The organism is Streptomyces sp. NPDC094448, from assembly GCF_044763775.1.
Taxonomy (GTDB): domain Bacteria; phylum Actinomycetota; class Actinomycetes; order Streptomycetales; family Streptomycetaceae; genus Streptomyces.
In genome coordinates this window covers 66,363-85,532 of sequence record NZ_JBIWGU010000010.1, presented here as the reverse complement: position 1 = coordinate 85,532, position 19,170 = coordinate 66,363, and the positions used below count along the sequence as shown (strand labels likewise).

14 protein-coding genes, 2 tRNA genes and 1 pseudogene are annotated in these 19,170 nt (G+C 73.7%); 3 read left to right on the top strand and 14 right to left on the bottom strand.

What is annotated here, in order from left to right:
- Nucleotides 1-59 precede the first annotated feature (59 nt).
- Nucleotides 60-308, top strand: a complete 249-nt coding sequence (locus ACIQ9E_RS20475; RefSeq protein WP_366255853.1) for a hypothetical protein — start codon at nucleotides 60-62, stop codon at nucleotides 306-308.
- Between the two features lie 147 nt (nucleotides 309-455).
- Here ACIQ9E_RS20475 and ACIQ9E_RS20470 read toward each other — a convergent pair whose 3' ends face one another.
- The 6 genes and pseudogenes from ACIQ9E_RS20470 to leuS all read right to left on the bottom strand — a co-directional run bounded on the left by ACIQ9E_RS20470 (nucleotide 456) and on the right by leuS (nucleotide 10,637).
- Nucleotides 456-1,298: an arylamine N-acetyltransferase gene (locus ACIQ9E_RS20470; protein WP_403708961.1), complete on the bottom strand. Its 843-nt coding sequence runs from the start codon at nucleotides 1,296-1,298 to the stop codon at nucleotides 456-458.
- 371 nt (nucleotides 1,299-1,669) lie between these two features.
- Nucleotides 1,670-4,408 (bottom strand): annotated as a pseudogene (locus ACIQ9E_RS20465) (ComEC/Rec2 family competence protein); the annotation flags it as partial.
- The gene (locus ACIQ9E_RS20460; RefSeq protein ID WP_403708959.1) at nucleotides 4,405-5,169 is read right to left on the bottom strand and encodes a helix-hairpin-helix domain-containing protein; all 765 of its coding nucleotides are present in this window, start codon (nucleotides 5,167-5,169) and stop codon (nucleotides 4,405-4,407) included. The gene ACIQ9E_RS20460 and the pseudogene ACIQ9E_RS20465, both read right to left, overlap by 4 nt.
- Before the next feature lie 523 nt (nucleotides 5,170-5,692).
- Nucleotides 5,693-6,538, bottom strand: a complete 846-nt coding sequence (locus ACIQ9E_RS20455) for a DegV family protein (RefSeq protein WP_403708957.1) — start codon at nucleotides 6,536-6,538, stop codon at nucleotides 5,693-5,695.
- A gap of 68 nt (nucleotides 6,539-6,606) precedes the next feature.
- On the bottom strand, nucleotides 6,607-7,404 hold the full coding sequence (locus ACIQ9E_RS20450; protein ID WP_403708955.1) for a hypothetical protein: 798 nt from the start codon (nucleotides 7,402-7,404) through the stop codon (nucleotides 6,607-6,609).
- A 359-nt stretch (nucleotides 7,405-7,763) separates the two neighbouring features.
- Entirely contained in the window at nucleotides 7,764-10,637 is a 2,874-nt protein-coding gene (gene leuS / locus ACIQ9E_RS20445; RefSeq protein ID WP_403708953.1) for a leucine--tRNA ligase, read from the bottom strand.
- 552 nt (nucleotides 10,638-11,189) lie between these two features.
- On the opposite strand from leuS, the gene ACIQ9E_RS20440 reads away from it, so the two are divergent.
- Together ACIQ9E_RS20440 and ACIQ9E_RS20435 are read left to right on the top strand one after the other, a co-directional pair.
- Nucleotides 11,190-12,503 (top strand): hypothetical protein, encoded by a 1,314-nt coding sequence (locus tag ACIQ9E_RS20440; protein WP_403708951.1) that lies wholly within the window; start codon nucleotides 11,190-11,192, stop codon nucleotides 12,501-12,503.
- Nucleotides 12,500-14,092, top strand: coding sequence for an NADH-ubiquinone oxidoreductase-F iron-sulfur binding region domain-containing protein (locus ACIQ9E_RS20435; protein WP_403708950.1), 1,593 nt, complete (start codon nucleotides 12,500-12,502; stop codon nucleotides 14,090-14,092). Before ACIQ9E_RS20440 ends, ACIQ9E_RS20435 begins: the two co-directional genes overlap by 4 nt.
- Before the next feature lie 137 nt (nucleotides 14,093-14,229).
- Here the strand turns inward: ACIQ9E_RS20435 and ACIQ9E_RS20430 are convergent.
- The 8 genes from ACIQ9E_RS20430 to ACIQ9E_RS20395 form a co-directional block, all read right to left on the bottom strand.
- Nucleotides 14,230-14,302 (bottom strand) — tRNA-Ala (locus tag ACIQ9E_RS20430).
- A gap of 202 nt (nucleotides 14,303-14,504) precedes the next feature.
- Nucleotides 14,505-14,738 (bottom strand): hypothetical protein, encoded by a 234-nt coding sequence (locus tag ACIQ9E_RS20425; protein WP_040916346.1) that lies wholly within the window; start codon nucleotides 14,736-14,738, stop codon nucleotides 14,505-14,507.
- Nucleotides 14,739-14,741: 3 nt separating this feature from the next.
- Nucleotides 14,742-14,906, bottom strand: coding sequence for a hypothetical protein (locus tag ACIQ9E_RS20420; protein ID WP_403708947.1), 165 nt, complete (start codon nucleotides 14,904-14,906; stop codon nucleotides 14,742-14,744).
- 69 nt (nucleotides 14,907-14,975) lie between these two features.
- Entirely contained in the window at nucleotides 14,976-15,725 is a 750-nt protein-coding gene (locus tag ACIQ9E_RS20415; protein ID WP_403708945.1) for a hypothetical protein, read from the bottom strand.
- A 243-nt stretch (nucleotides 15,726-15,968) separates the two neighbouring features.
- A tRNA-Ala gene (locus tag ACIQ9E_RS20410) sits at nucleotides 15,969-16,041 on the bottom strand.
- Nucleotides 16,042-16,132: 91 nt separating this feature from the next.
- Nucleotides 16,133-16,789 (bottom strand): histidine phosphatase family protein, encoded by a 657-nt coding sequence (locus ACIQ9E_RS20405; protein WP_403709369.1) that lies wholly within the window; start codon nucleotides 16,787-16,789, stop codon nucleotides 16,133-16,135.
- Nucleotides 16,786-17,217: a ribosome silencing factor gene (gene rsfS / locus ACIQ9E_RS20400; protein ID WP_403708943.1), complete on the bottom strand. Its 432-nt coding sequence runs from the start codon at nucleotides 17,215-17,217 to the stop codon at nucleotides 16,786-16,788. The genes ACIQ9E_RS20405 and rsfS overlap by 4 nt, the downstream gene beginning before the upstream one ends.
- A gap of 127 nt (nucleotides 17,218-17,344) precedes the next feature.
- A complete protein-coding gene (locus ACIQ9E_RS20395; RefSeq protein WP_403708941.1) occupies nucleotides 17,345-19,153 on the bottom strand; it encodes a LytR C-terminal domain-containing protein in 1,809 nt (602 codons plus the stop codon).
- Between the last annotated feature and the right edge of the window lie 17 nt (nucleotides 19,154-19,170).

The window sequence follows — 19,170 nt, the reverse complement described above, 5'->3', positions numbered from 1 at the left end:
GCCCCACCGACACCCGGGCCCGGGGCGTGGTGCCGGTCCCGGTACCGGACAATGGCGGGGTGAGTGAGGGACGACATGTACTGGTGCTGCCGGACCGCGACGCCGCCGAGGAGGTGGCGGAGGAGCTGGCCGACCGCTTCGGAGTGACCGACGAGCCGCAGTTGGTCCGGGACGCGCTCGCGGGCGAGGACGATGCGGAGGACGCCCAGTGGCTGGTCGTCGTGGAGGATCCCGCGGACCGGCTCGACCCGGCCGCGCTCGACGCCTTCGCCGCCGAGTACGAGGGCTGGCTGGAGCCGCCCCGCTGAACCCCCGCCCGGACCCGCCCGCCCATGGCGCGGGGCCTACGGCACCCGGACCGGGGGGCACCCGGACTGCGGCACCCGGACGGGCTGCGACACCGGGACCGGGGGCACTCGGACCTGCGGCACGCGGATCGGGGGCGCAGCCGTCGGTCAGTTCCCGTCGCCGTCCTCGCCCCCGTCGCTCCGGCCGTCTTCACCGGCCCGGGGGTCGGTCGGGAGGCGGTCGAGCCGGATCCCGAAGTGGTCGCGGTAGGCGGCGAACACGGCCGGATCGTCGTGGAGGATCTCCTCGTGGCGCTCACCGCCCCGGGTGGTGACCAGCCGGCGGCCGCTGAGGGTGGTCCGGCCGTCGCCGCTGAGCCGGGAGCAGACCAGGGAGCGGGTGAAGCGGGACTCGGGCGAGGTGCTCTGCCACCAGGCACCGACCTGGAAGTCGGCCAGGTCCCGAGGCCGGGTTTCCAGCCGGAACTGCGGTTTGCCGTCCCGCAGCACATCGAGGTCCCCGTGGCCGTCCGCGTCCCCCGGGGCGTCCCGGCCGCCGGCGGGGACGATCCGGAACGTACCGGCCGGATCGTGCTGTTCCTCCCGCAGGTCGAAGGCGAGGGGGTGATGGCTGTGGTCGCCGAAGCCGACGTCCGCCAGCCACCGCCCGGCCCCGTCCTCCGTCTCGACGAGAAGGGCCAGATGGTCGTACGGGATGCCGAGGGTGCCGTCCGCGCCGAACACACGGGCCTGAAGCAGCTGGACCCGGAACCCGAGATCGCGCAGCAACGCGGCGAAGGCGCCGTTGAGTTCGTAGCAGATGCCGCCCCGGCCCGCCGATACGACCTTGTCCAGCAGCCGCTCCTCGTCCAGCACGATTCCCTCACCGAGATGCACGGCGAGGTTCTCGAAGGGCACGCTCCGCAGATGTCGTTCCTGTAGTTCCCGCAGGGCCGTGGCGTTCGCGTGCTCGGGCCTTTCGGCACCGATACGGCGGAGATAGGCGTCCATGGCCCCAGTGTGACCCGCTGCCGCGCCCCGGGGCACGGCCGTCGCACCGGCTTGGTCCCAAAGACCGACCCCGGTGGACCGTGCGGCCCGGGACCTGCGGCGGAGGCCGCTTCCCGGCCACGCGTACCACCCGGGGAACCCGTTTCCGACCGGACCGCCGGGGACCGGGAACCCGCTTCCGATCGGACCGCCGGGGACCGGGAACCCGCTTCCGGCCGGCCCGCCGGGGACCGGAGAGCGGCCAGTGGTGTGCCGGGCGGGCCATGGGACGCCCGTGGGAGCCCGGCCCGGCCCCGTGGCCGGAGGACCCGGTCCGGGATGGCGAGCCGTCTGCCCGGCGACAGCCGTCCCCAAGCGCGGCGGCGGCCGTCGCGGATCGCGGCGCGCAGCCCCTGTCCCGTGCCGGACACCGCGACCGGGCCGTCCTCGTCGGTGCGGAGCACCACGGCGCCCAGGCTCCGGAAAGCGGCGACGGTACGGGGCGCGGGGTGGCCGTACGGGTTGTCCCGGCCCGCGGAGATCAGTGCGAACGCGGGGCGCACCGCGCGCAGCAGCCCCGGGTCCTGGTGCGCGGACCCGTGGTGGGCCACCTTGACCACGTCCACCTCCCCCAGCGCGGGCCCGGTCCGCAGCAGGGCCCGCTGGGCCGGGGGCTCCAGATCGCCGAGCAGCAGCAGGGTGGGGCCTCCGGCGATCCGGACGAGCAGCGTCACGCTGGCATCGTTGGCATCGTCGGCGTGCAGCGGAGGGAAGGCCGCCCGGGGGCCGGTGTCCGGCCACAGGACCTGCCAGTCCAGCCGCCCGGCCCGCCGACGCTCACCCGGTCCCGCCCGGTGGAGGGGGACCCCTGCCGCGCCGGCGGTGCGGCGGACGAAGGCCGCCTGTGCGCGCGGCTCGTCGAGGACGGTGGTCTGCACGGCACCGACCGCCCGGCCGCGCAGCACACCGGGCAGCCCCCGGACATGGTCGGCGTGGAAGTGGGTGAGGACGACCATGGGCACCCGGGTGATCCCCAGTTCCCGCAGACAGCGGTCGGCGGCTTGCGGATCGGGGCCGGTGTCCACCACCACGGCGGTGCCCGGCCCTGTCGCCAGCACCATCGCATCGCCCTGGCCCACGTCGCACATCACCAGCGCCCACCCGGGCGGCGGCCACCCGGACAGCACCCGGGTCAGCGGAGCGGGCCGTACAACGGCGCAGAGCAGCACCACGGCACAGACCGCCGCCGCCCACGGACGGTGCGCCAGGCGGCGGATCAGGAGCACCACGAGCGCCCCGGCGGCGGCCAGCAGTATCCCGCCCCGCCATCCGCCCGGCCAGTCCGCCTGGGCGCCGGGCAGCGCCGACCCCGCACGGGCGACGGCCGCGATCCACCAGGTGAACCATCCGGCCGCGGTGGCCAGTGCGACGGCGACCGGCATGGCGACCCCGGCGGCGGCCAGCGCGGCGAAGCCGAGGACCGTGGCGGGCGCGGTCGCCAGCTCGACGGCCAGATTGCAGGGCACCGAGACCAGGCTGACCTTCGCGGTGAAGATCGCGACCACGGGTGCGGACACGGCCTGCGCCGCCGCCGACACGGCCAGTATCTCGGCGATCCTCGGCGGCATCCCCCGCCGTCGGAGCGCGGCGCTCCAGCCGGGGGCGATGAGCAGCAGGGCGCCGGTGGCGAGGACGGAGAGCAGGAATCCGTAGTTCCGGGCGAGCATCGGGTCGTACAGCACCAGCAGCAGTACGGCGGCGGCGAGTGCGGGCAGGAGTGAACGGCGGCGTCCGGTGCCGATGGCGAGGAGTGTGAGGGCGCCGCAGGCCGCTGCCCGCAGCACGCTCGGCTCGGGCCGGCACACCACGACGAACGCCAGGGTGAGCCCGCCCCCGGCCAGCGCCGTCCCCCGCAGGGTGATGCCCAGCCGGGGGGCGAGGCCGCCCCGCTCGGCGCGGCCGGCCCGGCCCGGGGGCCCGATCAGCAGTACCAGCACGATGGTGAGATTGCTGCCCGAGACGGCCAGCACATGGGTCAGATCGGTGACCTCGAAGGCATTCCGCAGCTCGGGGGTGAGCCGGGAGGTGTCTCCCACGGTGATCCCGGGCACCAGGGCCCGGGCGTCCGGCGGCAGGCTTTCGGTCGCCTCGCGCAGCCCGGCGCGGAGCCTCCCCGCCGTCCGCTGGACCCGGCTCGGAGCGCCGACCACCTCCGGCGCCCGGCCGGTGACCCGGAGGACGGCGGCGAACTTCTCGCCCCCGCTGACGGGCGGGGAGAGCCGCCCGGTGAGCCTGAGCCGGGTGGAGGGCAGCAGCCGCTGCCAGCCCGCCGCGCTCCGGGGCGCCGCCGCCGGGCGGACGATCACCAGGACCGGTGTCCGGGTCGCGGTGGTCCGGCCCTCGGGCCCGATGACCTTCACGGCCTCCGCGCCGATGACCACCACCCGGTTTCCGGTCCCGCCGCGCCCGGTGCGGGAGTCCGTGGTCCTGGGATCCGAGGTCACCGTGGCTTCGAGGGTCGTCGTGGCGTACCGCTCGGCGAGAGCGGGCAGCGGGCCGCGGCGCAGATCCGCGGAGTGCAGCCCGGCGGCGGAAGCACCCGCCGCCGCGCAGAGGAGAACCGCCGCGAGCGCCACGGCATGGGACCCGGGCCGCCGTCCCCCGGAGGCGGGTTCCGGGCGGCGGCGTCCGCCCGGGGCCGATGCGCTCCCCGGCGGGCGGGTGCCCCCGGCGGGGAGCGCCGTCGCTGCCCGGCCGCCCCGGTTCCGTATCCCTCGGACCGGGCCGGGCTCCCGCCCCCGCGCCCGTGGCAGGGCGCCGCTTGCGGCCCGCACCCGCCGGACCGCGCGGGCCTCCGGACCGGAACCCACCACCGTGCGCGCCGCGCGTCCCGCCCGCACCCTCCGGGCCGCGACCGGGGTCAGCAGCAGTGCCGCGGCCACCAGGCAGACCGTCACCGCGGCCGCAGTCCAGCGGCCCGGGACACCGACGGCGGCTGCGGCGGCCACCCAGGCAGCGGCGGCCGGTGCCACCAGCCGCAGATCGGCCGGGCCCTCCTGCCGTGGGTCGGCGGCCCCCAGCGGGTTGCCGGACGCGGCATGGACCGCCTGCCGTGCCCTTGTCTCCGTCATGGCCGCACCAGCGTCCGGAGTTCCGCGAACCGGCGCTCCCCGATGCCGTCGACCTCGCGCAGTTCGTCGACGGAGCGGAAACCACCGCTCCGGGTGCGGTAGTCCACGATGTGCCGGGCCAGCACGGGCCCGACGCCCGGCAGGGTGTCCAGCTCCTCCACGGTGGCCGTGTTCAGCCCGACCCGAGCGCCCGACCCACCGGAGCCGAGGCCAGGGCCGGGACCGGGACCGCCGGGAAGCGCGGTGGCCCCGGATCCGGGTGCGGCACCGTCCACCCCGACCACCACATGCTCCCCGTCCATCAGCACCCGCGCACGGTTCAGCCCGGTCAGATCGGTGCCCTCCTCCGCACCCCCGGCGGCCGTCAGCGCATCGGCGACCCGGGAGCCCGCGGGAAGCCTGAGCACCCCCGGCCGCCGCACCTTCCCGCTCACGTCCACCACCACCCGGCCCCGGGGCCCCGCCACGGCCCCGGGAGAGGGCACCGGCCCGGAAGCGAGGCCCTCCCCACCGGTCTCCCTCGGGGCCGCGCCCTGCCGCAGGGTCTCGGGCGGGCTCACGGTCTGCGGGCGGCCCGTCCAGAAGTGCAGCACGGCAAGAAGCCCCGCCGCCACCAGGACCACGGCGAGCGCGGCCAGAGTACGGGGTTCGAGACCGCACCGGAGCTGCAACCAGAGCGGCAGCCGCTCCCGCAAGGCCAGTCCGGCCCGCCGCAGCGAGCCGTCCCCCACCCCGGACTCCCCCGCCCCCGACTCCCCCATGCCGGACGCGGTCCCCGGACGGCCCGGACGCACACCGCCGGCGTTCAGCGCGGCGGCCACCCCGGCCGGGCCGCTCCTGCGCCCCCGGATTCCGCCCACCGGCAACTGCCCCGCCCCGAGGGCACCCACCGCGTCCGCTCGCGTCCGGACCCCGGCGGCACGGACAACGCCCCGCCCGGACCTGCTCCGCGCCGATCGCAGCGTCCGGCCCCCGGCCGTTGCGCCTCTGCCGGGCCCGGATCCCGCGCCCCCGCGCACCATCGGCGCCCCGGCCGCCCGCCGAACCGGGCGGGCACGGCTGTCGGATGCCGGGGCGCGGCCCGGCCCACTCGTCGCGGAACGTGATCGAAGAACCATGCCCTCGACCGTAGGCTCACCTCGGGGATCCCGCTCCAGCCGAGTAAGTTCCGTGGATAAAACCGCTGTTGTGGAAAACTCCCTCACTCCCAGGGGGTAACCCAGGGGGTAACAGTCCGCGACCGGACCCACTGGGATTGGGACAGCCGGTCCGCGGGCGCGGGATTCAGCGGGCCGAGACCACGGCCCCCAGCAGCCCCGGCCCCGTATGCGCTCCGATCACCGCGCCCACTTCGCTCACATGCAGCTCGCCCAGCCCCGGAACCCGTTCCCGCAGCTTCTCGGCCAGCGCCGACGCCCGCTCCGGCGCGGCCAGATGGTGTACGGCGATGTCCACCCCACCGGCGCCCGCGCATTCCACCGCCAGCTCCTCCAGCCGGGCGATCGCCTTGGAAGCCGTCCGCACCTTCTCCAGCATCTCGATGCGACCGCCCTCCAGTTGTAGCAGCGGCTTCACCGCCAGCGCCGAACCGAGCAGCGCCTGGGCCGCCCCGATCCGGCCACCGCGCCGCAGATAGTCCAGGGTGTCGACATAGAAGTAGGCGTGCGTCCCGGCGGCCCGCTTCTCGGCAGCGGCGACCGTCTCGTCGAGCGTGCCCCCGGCCCGTGCCGTTTCGGCCGCGGTCAGGGCGCAGAACCCGAGCGCCATCGCGATCATGCCGGTGTCCACCACGCGCACCGGCACCGGGGCGTCACGGGCGGCCAGCACGGCGGCGTCGTAGGTACCGGAGAGTTCGGCGGAGAGATGCAGGGAGACGATCCCCTGCGCACCGGCATCGGCGGCGGCGCGATAGGTTTCGGCGAAGATCTCCGGACTGGGCCGCGAGGTGGTCACCGAATGCCGCTTCTGCAGGGCCTGCGCCAGTGACCTGGCGGAGATCTCCGTGCCCTCCTCCAGCGCCTGATCGCCCAGGACGACCGTGAGCGGAACCGTCACGATGTTGTGCCGCTCCACCGCCGACCGGGGCAGATAGGCCGTTGAATCGGTGATGATCGCGACATGGCGGGACATGACCGGGAGGTTACCGGTCGCCGCCGGACGAGGGCAGCCCGGCCCGGTACACCCGCCGTTCGCACCCGTCAGTTCGTGGTCTCCGGACGCGCGCTCTTCTCCCAGGGGTACTGCGCCGTCCGCGGATCGCGCGCCGTGATCGCCCGCGGCCCCGCCTCGTCCGCCGGTCCGGCCGGCGCCCCCTCGCCCGCCGGCTGCCCCGCCGCACCTTCATAGGGGTGGGCCGCGGGCCGCTCGTACGGATGGGACGCCCCGGGGACGCCCGGCCCACCGGAACCAGCAGTGGCAGAAGGGGCCGCCGGGGCTTCTCCGGTCCCCGCGCTGTCCGTCCAGTGCCGCAGCGCACCGGCCTCCATGTCGATCTGCGCGCTCAGCGTGTCCAGATCGTCGTCCGCGAACCGCTGCGCCCGCTCGCGGGCCGCCCACCGCAGCGACTCCGCGGAGTGCACGATCTTCTCCACCCGCTCCCGGAGGTCCGGCAGTCCGGCCGAGACCGTCGCCCGGTCGGGCTCCCGCTCCAGACGGCGCAGTTCCGCGTCGAGTTCATGGCCGTGGGCGCTGAGCCGGTCGAAGAGTGCCAGGGACTCCGTCAGCGAGGCGTCCTCGGCGACCCCCGCCCGCAGGGCGTCCTGGGTGGCCCGCATGGACGTCCGCAGCGAGAGCCGGAGCTGCGCCAGCTCACCGGGAACTCCGAGCTGTCCCATGCTCTTGGCCCGCAGGGTGGTGTCCTCCACCGTACGGCGGGCCTGGGTGACCGTACGCTCCACGCCGCGTTTGGCGGCGCGTACGGCCTTGACGCCCGCATATGCCCCCAGGGCGACCAAGGCGACGAAAAGCAGCGCCAGCATCAGAATCGCGGCTTCCATGAGCAGCCCTTCGTCTTCGGCCTCGGAGGTGGTTCGCAGGTGCGGACGTCTCCACGGTCCCACGGTCGGTCGTCCGTCGTGACCCCACGCCCCACGCCGGATGGGTACCCGGTGTCTCCACGGTAAACGGAGCAGGCGGGTTGAGGGTTCCAGCGGAGCCCCCGACATGCCCGTAAGGGGAAACCCGGAGCCCCGGCCGACCGCCGACGGAGACCACGCGCCCCTTCACGACCGCCGACGAAGGCAGCGCGCCCTTTCACGTTCGGCGACGAAGGCAGCGCCCCGTTCACAGCCGCCGACGGAGGCCGTGAACGGGGCCTTTGTACGGTCGTACAAAGGCCCCGGGTCACCGAACATCGTCACGCGGTGACGATGTTCACCAGCTTCGGCGCCCGGACGATCACCTTCCGGATGCCCGCCCCGCCCAGAGCCGCCACCACGGCCGGATCGGCCAGGGCCAGCTTCTCCAGCTCCTCGTCGGAGATGGCCGGGGGCACCTCCAGCCGGGCCTTGACCTTGCCCTTGACCTGGACCACGCAGGTCACGGCCTCGTCCACCACATACGCCGGGTCGGCCACCGGGAACGCGCGGTGCACCACCGAGTCCTGGTGCCCCAGCTTGTGCCACAGCTCCTCCGCGATATGCGGCGCCAGCGGCGCGACCAGCAGCACCAGCGCCTCCGCGATATCGCGCGACAGCGGCCGGCCGGCCTTGGTCAGATGGTTGTTCACCTCGGTGATCTTGGCGATGGCGGTGTTGAACCGCAGCGCGGCCAGATCCTGGCCGACCCCGTCGACGGCCTTGTGCAGGGCGCGCAGCACGGTCTCGTCGGTCTCGGGCCCGTCGACGACCGTGACCTCGCCGGTCGCCTCGTCGACGATATTCCGCCAGAGCCGCTGCAGCAGCCGGTACTGGCCGATCACGGCCCGGGTGTCCCAGGGCCGTGAGACGTCCAGCGGCCCCATCGCCATCTCGTACAGGCGCAGGGTGTCGGCACCGTACTCGGCACAGATCTCGTCCGGAGTGACCGCATTCTTCAGGGACTTGCCCATCTTGCCCAGCTCGCGCTTGACCTGCTCGCCCTGGTACCAGAAACCGCCGTCGCGCTCCTCGACCTCGGCCGCGGGGACCGGGAAGCCGCGGCCGTCCCGGTAGACGTACGCCTGGATCATGCCCTGGTTGAACAGCCGGTGGAACGGCTCGGCCGAGGAGACATGGCCCAGGTCGAACAGCACCTTGGACCAGAAGCGCGCGTACAGCAGGTGCAGTACGGCGTGCTCAGCGCCGCCCACGTACAGGTCGACGCCGCCGTGCGGGATGCCCTCGCGCGGGCCCATCCAGTACTGCTCGACGGCCGGGTCGACCAGCTGCTGGTCATTGCGCGGATCCAGGTAGCGCAGCTCGTACCAGCAGGAACCGGCCCAGTTGGGCATGGTGTTGGTCTCGCGGCGGTAGCGGCGCGGCCCGTCGCCCAGGTCCAGGGTGACGTGCACCCAGTCCTCGTTGCGCGACAGCGGCGTCTCCGGCTCGGTGTCGGCGTCGTCCGGGTCGAAGGTGCGCGGCGAGTAGTCGTCGATCTCCGGCAGCTCCAGCGGCAGCATCGACTCCGGCAGCGCGTGCGCGACGCCGTCCTCGTCGTACACGATCGGGAACGGCTCGCCCCAGTAGCGCTGCCGGCTGAACAGCCAGTCGCGCAGCCGGAAGTTGATCGTCCCCTCGCCGATGCCCTCCTCGGCCAGCCAGGCGATCATGCGTGACTTGGCCTCGGCGACGTCCAGTCCGTCCAGGGAGATGCGGTCGTTGGCGGAGTTGATAGCCGGGCCCTGGCCGGTGTACGCCTCGCCCTCCCAGCCCTCGGGCGGCCGTACGGTCCGGATGATGGGCAGCTCGAAGGCCTCGGCGAACTCCCAGTCGCGCTCGTCCTGTCCGGGGACGGCCATGATGGCGCCCGTGCCGTACCCCATCAGGACGTAGTCGGCGACGAAGACCGGGACCCGGGTGCCGGTGACCGGGTTCACGGCGTACGCACCCGTGAAGACGCCGGTCTTGTCCTTGTGCTCGGTCTGCCGCTCGACGTCGCTCTTGCTCTGCGCCTGCTTGCGGTAGGCGGCCACGGCGTCGGCGGGCGTCGCCGCACCGCCGGTCCAGGCCTCCTTGACGCCCTGGGGCCACTCGGCGGGCAGGATGGAGTCGACCAGGCCGTGTTCGGGCGCCAGGACCATGTAGGTGGCGCCGAACAGCGTGTCGGGGCGGGTGGTGAAGACGGTGATCCGCTCACCGCGGCCCTCGACGGGGAAGTCCAGCCGGGCGCCCTCGGAGCGGCCGATCCAGTTCCGCTGCTGGAGCTTGATGGCCTCCGGCCAGTCCAGTCCGTCCAGATCGTTCAGCAGCCGGTCGGCGTAGGCGGTGATCCGCATGTTCCACTGGCGCAGCTTGGCCTTGAAGACCGGGAAGTTGCCGCGCTCGGACCGGCCGTCCGCGGTGACCTCCTCGTTGGCCAGGACCGTGCCCAGGCCGGGGCACCAGTTGACCGGGGACTCCGAGGCGTACGCCAGCCGGAAACCGCCCAGGACGTCGGCCCGCTCGACGGCGTTCAGCCCGGTCCAGGCGCGGTCCGTGCCGGGGACCTGGCGCCCGCCCTCGAACTCGGCGACCAGTTCGGCGATCGGACGGGCCCGGCCCGCCTTCTCGTCGTACCAGGAATTGAAGATCTGGAGGAAGATCCACTGGGTCCAGCGGTAGTACGCGGGGTCGATGGTGGCGACGGAACGGCGCTGGTCGTGGCCCAGGCCCAGCCGGCGCAGCTGCCGCTTCATATTGTCCATGGCCGCCTCGGTCGACACCCGGGGGTGGGTGCCGGTGGCGACGGCGTGCTGCTCGGCGGGCAGGCCGAAGGCGTCGAAGCCCAGGGTGTGCAGGACGTTGTGGCCGGTCATCCGCTGGTGGCGGGCGTAGACGTCGGTGGCGATGTACCCCAGGGGGTGGCCGACGTGCAGCCCCGCACCGGAGGGGTACGGGAACATGTCCATGACGAACTTCTTGGGCCGCGCGACGACGGCCGGGTCACCGGCCAGCTCGCCCACCGGGTTGGGGGCGTCGTAGGTGCCCTCGGCCTCCCAGGTGTCCTGCCAGCGTGCCTCGATATCGGCGGCGAGGGCGGCGGTGTAGCGGTGGGGTGCGGCCACGTCGCCGCCCGCCGGACCGGCGGGAACTGCGGGATTCGTCTCGCTCATGGTCTTCAAAGCTCCATCGATGTCTCTGCCCGGCGTTCGGAAAGGGCGCCCGGGCGGGGCACGGGCCCGCAAACAAAAGGACCCCTCGCACAGGAGGGGGAGCCGCGCCGATTCCGACCGGACTCTCATCCGTCGGGACTGATCAGCGCGGCCCGCTCAGCAGAAGGCGTACGGCACGCATGGCGTCAGGGTACCGCAGGGGGCATCGCGGCCGCGCGCGGCATCCGGGCCGCGCCGCGGGCGCCGGGGCGCGCGCCGGACCGCGGAAGGAAGCTCGGAGAGCGCGGAAAGAGGCGCCCGGGCGTCGAGACGAGCGGAAGCGGGCGCCGTATAGAACGGCATGAAGATCGTACGGCCGTCCGCGGCACGCCCCGGTGCGAGGGCGTCGTGGCTTCCCCGGGGCACGTCCCCGCGGAACCCGGCGGCCATGGCCGGCGGCCGGTTCACGGGCTCGCGCGCCCGACGCCGGAACCGCGAAAGTGCGGCACCGCCCGGCACGGGGCCACTTAGCATGCGTCAACGGGACCGCCTCCCCACCCTCGGAGTTGCCCCATGAAGCCACACCGCAAGAGCCGTTCGTCGGCGGTACCGGACCCCGGACCGGAGCGGGATCGCATGGTCCGGGGAGGGGCGGCCGCCGCGGTGGCGGCACTCCTCCCGCTGGCCGTCGTCGCCGGTGGCGACGGATTCCGCGCGGCGCTCGACTTCACCACCGGGGTCCTGTCCCTCCTCTCCCTGACCGCCGCGGTGGCCTGGGGGCTGATCGCCACCGACCGGCGGCTGCTCTCCCCCCGCCACCGGCTCGTCGCCCAGGCCGTGCACCGGGCGACCGCGGCGGCGGCGCTCGGATTCCTGGTGCTCCACGCGAGCGTGAAGCTGACGCTCGGCCATGTGGGGGCGGTCGCCGCACTGATCCCCTTCGGACGCGGATTCACCGGTACGGAGGGGCTGATCGGCTTCGGTGCGCTGGCCGGGGTGCTGATGGCGGTCGCGGGGGCCACGGGGGCGCTGCGCAGTTCGCTGGCGGGCCGGGTCCGGATCGCCGGGCGCTGGCGGGCCCTGCACATGCTGGCCTATCCCGCCTGGTGCGCGGCGCTGGTCCACGGGCTGTTCGCCGGGCGCCCGGCGGCGGGGTGGGTGGTCGGGATGTACTGCCTGGCGCTGCTGGCGGTCGGCGGCGCGGTCTCCCTGCGGCTGCTGCCCCGGCCCGTACAGCGGAAGCCGGCCGTCCGGATCGCCCGGCCGGCCTCGGACGGCAGGGCAGCCGCCGGTACCTCGGGCGATCCGTCGGGACGACCCGTACCGGAGGGTGTGCCCGGATCCGTACCGGAAGGGGGTACGGAGGCCGTCTCCGGAGGCCCCGCGCGCTCCGGGTCCGCGCCCTTCTTGCCGGGGCCGGTCCCCTCCGGCGCCGTCACCGGCCAGGACCGGCCGTGGACTCCGATGCTGACGCCGCCGTCGCCCCGGCTGTACGAGGCTCCGCCGCTGTACGGGGTTCCGCGGCGCCCGGACCCCGCGGCGCACACCGCCCGCGGTTTCGGGGACCCGGACTCGGACCCCGCGTACGCCCCGCCGGACACCGGTCACACCGTCACCACCCCCGGGGCAGGCACCGGGTTCGCCGCCGCGTACCACGCGGTCTCCCGCCCCGGCGGCCCCGGCCGCCCCGCACCACCCCGTACCGCGACCGGCTACCGAACCGGAACCGGAACCGGAAACCGAACCAAAAACCAAAGCGGAACCGGAGTACGGCCCGGGGAGGGAGCCGGAACCGGACCGATGAACGACAGCGGCCGGACCGTGCCGAACCTCTTCCCGCCGCGCTCCGGCGAACCCTGGAGCACGCCCGCAGGAGACAGAACGTGAACCTCCCCCTGCCCGAAGTCCCCGAGGTCCACGTCGTCGGCCTGCCCCAGCTCACCCAGGGGTTCGACCTCGTGGACCGGCTCGACCTGCCGATGCATCTGAAGGTGCACGGCCCGCTGGCCCCCGTCACGGGCGAACTGCTGGCCCGGCTCACCGAGGAGATCGCCCTGCGCGGCCGCGGCGGCGCGGGCTTCCCGTTCGCGCAGAAACTGCGCTCGGTCGCCCGGTCCGCGATCCGCCGGGGTGTGCGGCCCGTCGTCGTGGTCAACGGCAGCGAGGGGGAACCCGCCTGCCGCAAGGACAGCGTGCTGCTCAACCGGACGCCGCATCTGATCCTGGACGGCGCCCTGCTGGCCGCCGAGGCGCTCGGCGCCCGCACCCTGGTCACCGTCGTGACCCGCGACTCCACCGAGATCTCCGTACGAGCCGCCCTGGCCGAACGCGGCCTCACCGACCGGCGCGGGCAGGGGCTGCGCGCCCGGGTCGTCCGTACCCCCGAACGCATGGTCTCGGGCGAGGCGTCCGCGGTGATCCGCGCGATCAACGGCGGCCCCGCCCTGCCCCCGGGCCGCCGGGCCCGCGCGGCCGACACCGGAGTCGGCGGCGCGCCGACCCTGCTCTCCAACGCCGAAACGTTTGCGCAGCTCGCCGTGGCCGCCCGGCTCGGCGCCGCCCGTTGCCGCCGCTCCGGTACGGAATCGGAACCGGGCACGGTCCTGCTGACGGTCTCCGGCGCGGTGGCCCGCCCCATGGTGGTGGAGGTGCCCACGGGTGTGCCGCTGCGGTACGTCCTCCGGTCGGCGGGCGCGCCGCCACTGCCGCAGGGGGTGCTGACCGGTGGCTACCACGGGAATTGGATCGACGGGCCCGCGGTCGACCGGGCCGTGGTGGAGCGCGCTTCGCTGGCGGCCGTCGGCGGCTCCCTCGGCGCGGGGGCGATCCTGCCCCTGGGCCCGGAGAGCTGTCCGCTCGGGGAGGCGCTGCGGGTGGCGAACTGGCTGGCCGCCGAGACCGCCGGGCAGTGCGGCCCGTGCCGGCTCGGGCTGCCCGCGGCCGCCGGCGGACTGGCGGATGTGATCGGCGGCGGCGGGCCGGCCGCTCTGGAGGCGCTGCGCGAGGTCACCCGGGCCGTACGGGGCCGGGGCGCCTGCCGGCACCCCGACGGATCGGCCCGCTTCGTCACCTCCGCGCTGTCCGCCTTCACGGACGATCTGGCCGCCCATGTCCTGCGGGGCGGCTGCGGCCGGGAGACGACGGGGGTGCTGCCGCTCCCGCTGCCCGGCCACCGGGGGTCGGCGGAATCCGTTCCGAGCGGCGAGAAGGTGCTCGTCGACTGGACGCTGTGCCAGGGGCACGGGCTCTGCGCGGACGTCGTTCCCGAGTTGATCCGGATCGGTCCGGACGGCTATCCGGCGGTGGCCGACGCCGTCGTTCCGGTGCATCTGCGCGGCCGGGCCCAGCGGGCGGTACGGCGCTGTCCGGCGCTCGCCCTGCGTATCGAGCGGGCGGAGCTGCCGGCGCCGGGCACCGGGCGGTCCGCGCTGCCGTACCGCGGCGGGGGGCGGACGCCGGCCGGTGGCCGGGGCTGAACCGAACGGACGGCTCGGGCCCGGACTGCCTGCCTGTCTGCCGGTACGGCACCGGTCCCGGCGCAACACCGCGCCGCAGAGCCGGAGACAGCAGAAATCCCGCCGGACCGAAGGGTCCGACGGGATTCCGAAAGGAGTGGAGCTAAGGAGAATTGAACTCCTGACCTCCTGCATGCCATGCAGGCGCTCTACCAACTGAGCTATAGCCCCTTGTGAGATGCCGCCCGGTCGTTTTCTCTCCGTGTCCCGGCGACGTGGACAACATTAACGCCCTCGCGCCCGCATCACCAAATCCGTATCCGCCCCCGTCCGGAGACCGGCGGGGGCGGCGGAAACAGGCCCGCCGGCCGGGGCCACAAAGGAGCCGTGACCCGGCCGGGAGGGGGTCGGGGACAGGGGATGGGAACGGGTCCTACGCCGTGGCGAAGGAGTAGAAACGCTTCAGGGTGCAGTGTTCGTCGAGCAGACGGCCGTAGATCGGCTCGCCTTCGAGCTCGCGATACGTCTCGATCGGGTCGCCTTTTATGATCAACGCTCTTGCGCACTCCTCGCACCAGTACTGGTACTCGGGGTTGATCGGGTCCATGTCGCGGACGATGGGCGTACCACTGCCGCACCAGTCGCATTTACGCCTGTGTGCACCCATCAGTCAGTTCCAGTTGTGGCCGCAGGACGTGCACACGTAAGAGACTCCACCATTGTCGCCGAGGACCTGGGCGACATGCGCCGATCCGCAGGACGGGCAACTGAGGATCACACGGATGTCCGGAGCGGCGAGCTGGGTGCGGGGGTCCTGGCTCGTGCTGGTGGACATCGTGCTCCTTCCCGTACTGGCCGGTGTCCCCTCCGGCCGTCCGATTCTGCCACGACAGCACGAGCCGGGTCAGGAGCGTCTGCGGACGAGACCCGTCAGGGCTCCGGCGGCGGAAGCCGCGGCCAGGGCCGCGGCGACCCACCACCATGCCTCGGCGGAGCCCGTCGCGCCCGCGGCGCCGACCGGGCCGAACGCCTCCCTGCGGTCGAGGAAGAGCGCCCCGAAGGCCACGGCGGTGGGCAGGGACGTCAGTCCGGCGCGCAGGGCGCCGTATCCGAGGCCGCTCCGGAGGTGCGGGGTGAGGGCGAAGACACAGCCCGAGTTGATCGCCATGGCCAGGGCGATCCGGGCGACGGCCGTTCCGGTGCCGGGGGTCCGCAGCACCCGGGGGGCGATCAGCGGGGCGCCGCCGCGGCGGGCGAGCCGCGCCTCGTACACCAGGAAGGCCGCGAGGAGGACGGCCGCCGTGGCCGGGCCCAGCCAGGTCCAGGCCGGCCAGTCGTGCTCCTGCCCGAGGACCAGGGGCACGGTGAACAGCCCGACCACGGCGGCGAAGAGGACGAGACCCGGAAGGTCGAGGCCGCGGGGACGGCCAGCGGTGTAACCGGCGACGACGAGCTGCAACTCGGCGCCGGACGCCCCGGACTCCGCACGGATCGTGGGCGCGGCCACATGGACCACGAAGACGTCGAGGAGCGCCATGAACTGGGCCGCCGGCACCAGCGCCAGCAGCGCACCGGGGCGATTGTCGGTGCCGGGGTCTTTACTGGAAGCCGGGGAGCCGGACGGGGCCGGAGGCCGGGCGGAGGTCGCGGGCATGCCCCCGAGGCTCGTCCCGCCGGGATACGGGTAGTGAGAGCCCACCGATCCTGGTACCGGCACCACCTGGCAACAAGGGGCGTGGACACCGACGATGGGGTGTGACGGCGATGACGACCACGGGCGCGACGCCCTCCGCCGACTCTGACCGTCCGGTGCGACCGGGGCGGCGGAGACCGACGGAAAAGAGAGGGTGGAGCAGCAGAAACCCCGCCCTCTGAAGAAGGCGGGGTTTCCGGGCTGTGGAGCTAAGGAGAATTGAACTCCTGACCTCCTGCATGCCATGCAGGCGCTCTACCAACTGAGCTATAGCCCCGGGTGTTCTTCGCGCTCGGCGCTGCGAACAAGAAGAACTTTAGCCTGCGACCTGCCGGAAAGGGAAATCCGGGGGCGGGGCCGGGGGCGGCTCAGGTGTCGTCGCCGAGGACGGGCTCCGGGAGGGTGCCCGCGTTGTGCTCCAGCAGCCGCCAGCCGCGCGTGCCCTCGCCGAGGACCGACCAGCAGCAGTTGGAGAGGCCGCCGAGGCTCTCCCAGTGCCCGGACTCCAGACCGAGGAGCCGGCCGATGGTGGTGCGGATGGTGCCGCCGTGGCTGACCACGACCAGCGTGCCGTGTTCCGGGAGCTTCTCGGCGTGGTGGAGGACCACCGGGGCGGCCCGGTCGGCCACCTCGGTCTCCAGCTCGCCGCCGCCGCGGCGCACGGACTCGCCGCGCTTCCAGGCCGTGTACTGCTCGCCGTACCGCTCGATGATCTCCTGGTGGGTCAGCCCCTGCCAGACACCGGCGTAGGTCTCCCGCAGTCCCTCGTCGTAGGTGACGTCGAGGCCGGTGATCCCGGCCAGCTCGTCGGCGGTGGCGGCGGCCCGCTTCAGATCGGAGGCGATGATCGCGTCCGGCTTGAGGGAGGCCAGCAGCCGGGCGGCCCGCCGGGCCTGGGCGATCCCGGTCTCGGTGAGGGCGATATCCGTGGTGCCCTGGAAGCGGCGCTCCAGATTCCAGGAGGTCTGGCCGTGCCGCCACAGGACGAGGCGGCGGCCGGTGCGCTTGTAGGCGTCCTCGTTCAGTTCAGCTCACCGTCCGCACCGCCGGTCAGCTCCGCGTGCTCCTTGCCCTTGCCGCGGGTCTTGACCGCGTCCTCGGGGAGGGGCAGCTCGGGGCAGTCCTTCCAGAGCCGCTCCAGGGCGTAGAAGACCCGCTCCTCGCTGTGCTGGACGTGGACCACGATGTCGACGTAGTCGAGCAGGATCCAACGGGCGTCGCGGTCGCCCTCGCGGCGCACCGGCTTGGCGCCCAGCTCCTTGAGCAGCCGCTCTTCGATCTCGTCGACGATCGACTTGACCTGGCGGTCGTTGGGGGCGGAGGCGATCAGGAAGGCGTCCGTGATGGACAGCACATCGCTGACGTCGTAGGCGATGATGTCGTGTGCGAGCCGGTCGGCGGCCGCTTGGGCGGCGGCGTTGACAAGCTCGACGGAGCGCTCGGTTGCGGTCACTGGCTGGCTTTCGTCGGCGGTCGTGTACCAGACAAGGGTCTCACGGACGGCCGACATCCCTTTCCGGGTTTCCCGGGGCCGCGGTCTCCGTCCCGCCCCCGGGGCGGGACGGAGACCCTGCGTCCGGTCAGCCGGTCTTGTAGTCGCCGCCGAGGACCACGGTGATATCGGCGTTGGCGGCGGGTGAACCCTTCTTCACCGCGCCCGCGGGCAGCCCCAGGGTCTTGGCGATCTCGACGGCCTCCGCCTTGCGCGTATCGTCACCGTAGGTGATCGACGAGGTGTCCGCCGTATCCGCGCGACCGCCGTCGACGACCGTGTGGCCGCTGTTCACCAGGGAGACCCGGGCGGTCTCGGTCGCCGTGGGCTTTCCGGTGGCGTTCCTGATCCCGACCCGGGCCGCCGCGCCCTGCTCACCCTTGGTGACGGAGCCGCCGAGGACTTCCTTGACGACCTGGGTGATCGCCTGCTCGGTGGGCCGGCCGTCGGGCTGAACGGGCAGCAGCTCGGTGGCGTAGTCGCCGCCCTTGGCGTGGTCGGCGAGCTTGGCGAGGGATGCGCCGAGGTCCTTCTCGGAGAGCGAGGGGTCGAGGATCTGTCCCAGGGTCTCCACCGTGACGGTCGCGGACTCCGCGTCGCTCGGGAACTTCTTCAGCACGCCCTGCACGACCTGCCCGAAGCGCTGCAACTGCTTGGACTCGGGCTCCCCGGCGGCGAGATGGGTGGCGTAGGCGACGGCGGCCCGGCCGTTGAGGGTCTGGTTCTCGCCCTTCTTCACCAGGGGTGCGGCGCCCTTGGCCGGGCCGGGGACGTCGGTGTCGGTGGTGAGGTCGATCGTGCCGACGAGTTCGACGAGGTTCTCCAGGAAGGGGGTGTCGAGCCGCCAGGTGCCGCTGATCGGGGCGCCGAGGAGGGTGCCCACGGCGTCGCGGGTCCCGGCGGTGCCGTCGGCTTCGACGGATTGGCCGAGAGTGGTGCCGGCGCCGTCGTCGCCCGCGAAGGACAGGGCGTTGGGGAGCAGGACGGTGGTGCCCCGGCCGGTGGTCACGTTGTCGACGAGGAGGGCGGTCGAGGTGCCCTTCTTCTTCGTGTTGTGCAGATGCACCACGATCACATCGCGTTTCTGGGCCCCGGCGGAGACGCTCTTCGTCTTCTCGTCGTCCGACAGGAGCGCGGCCACTATCCAGCCGATGCCGGCCACCACGGCCAGCGCGACGACGACCCCGAGGGCGATCACACGGTGGCGTCCCCGGCGTTTGGCCTCCTCGCGCCGTTCCGAGCGGCTCTCGGTGAACTTCAGCCAGTCGATGACGTCTTCGGATTCCTCGTCGGGCTCCGCGATGAACGAGAACTGCTCGGTGCGGTAGTCGCGCTCCCCCGGCGGCTCGTCGCCGGAGCGCCGCTGCCCGGGGAGGGCGGCCTGTGCATCCGCTGCGCCGGGGGCTTCGGCGGGCTGCTGTTCGGCCTCGGGGGCGGGATGCTGCGCGGGGACGGTCCACTGCCGGGTCGAGTCGACGGCCGTGGGCAGGGTGCCGGTGTCGTAGCCGTACCCCTCCTGGCCGTGGGCACCGCCGTAGTCGTACGGCTGTTCCGCGCCGTGGGCGGCCTGTCCGCCGGGCGCGGTCTGGTCGTACGGGGGGTACGGCTCCGGGGCCCGGGCGTGGGGGTCGTAGCCGTAGTCCTGGTGGCCCGCGGTCCCGGTGGCCTGCTGGGCATAGGGGTCGTACGGCTGCTGGTACGGGGGCTCGTACCCCTGGCCGGGCTGCTGGTACGACGGATCGTACGGCTGCTGCGCTTCGTACTGCTGCTGCTCCTGGGGCTGTTGGGCCTCATGAGACAGCTGGGGCTGCTGGTAGACCGGCTGCCCGTACGCGTCGTAGCCGATGATCTGCGGCTGCGGCGGATAAGGGTCGTACGGATTCTGCTGGTCGTTCACCGGTGCCCCCTCTCCGG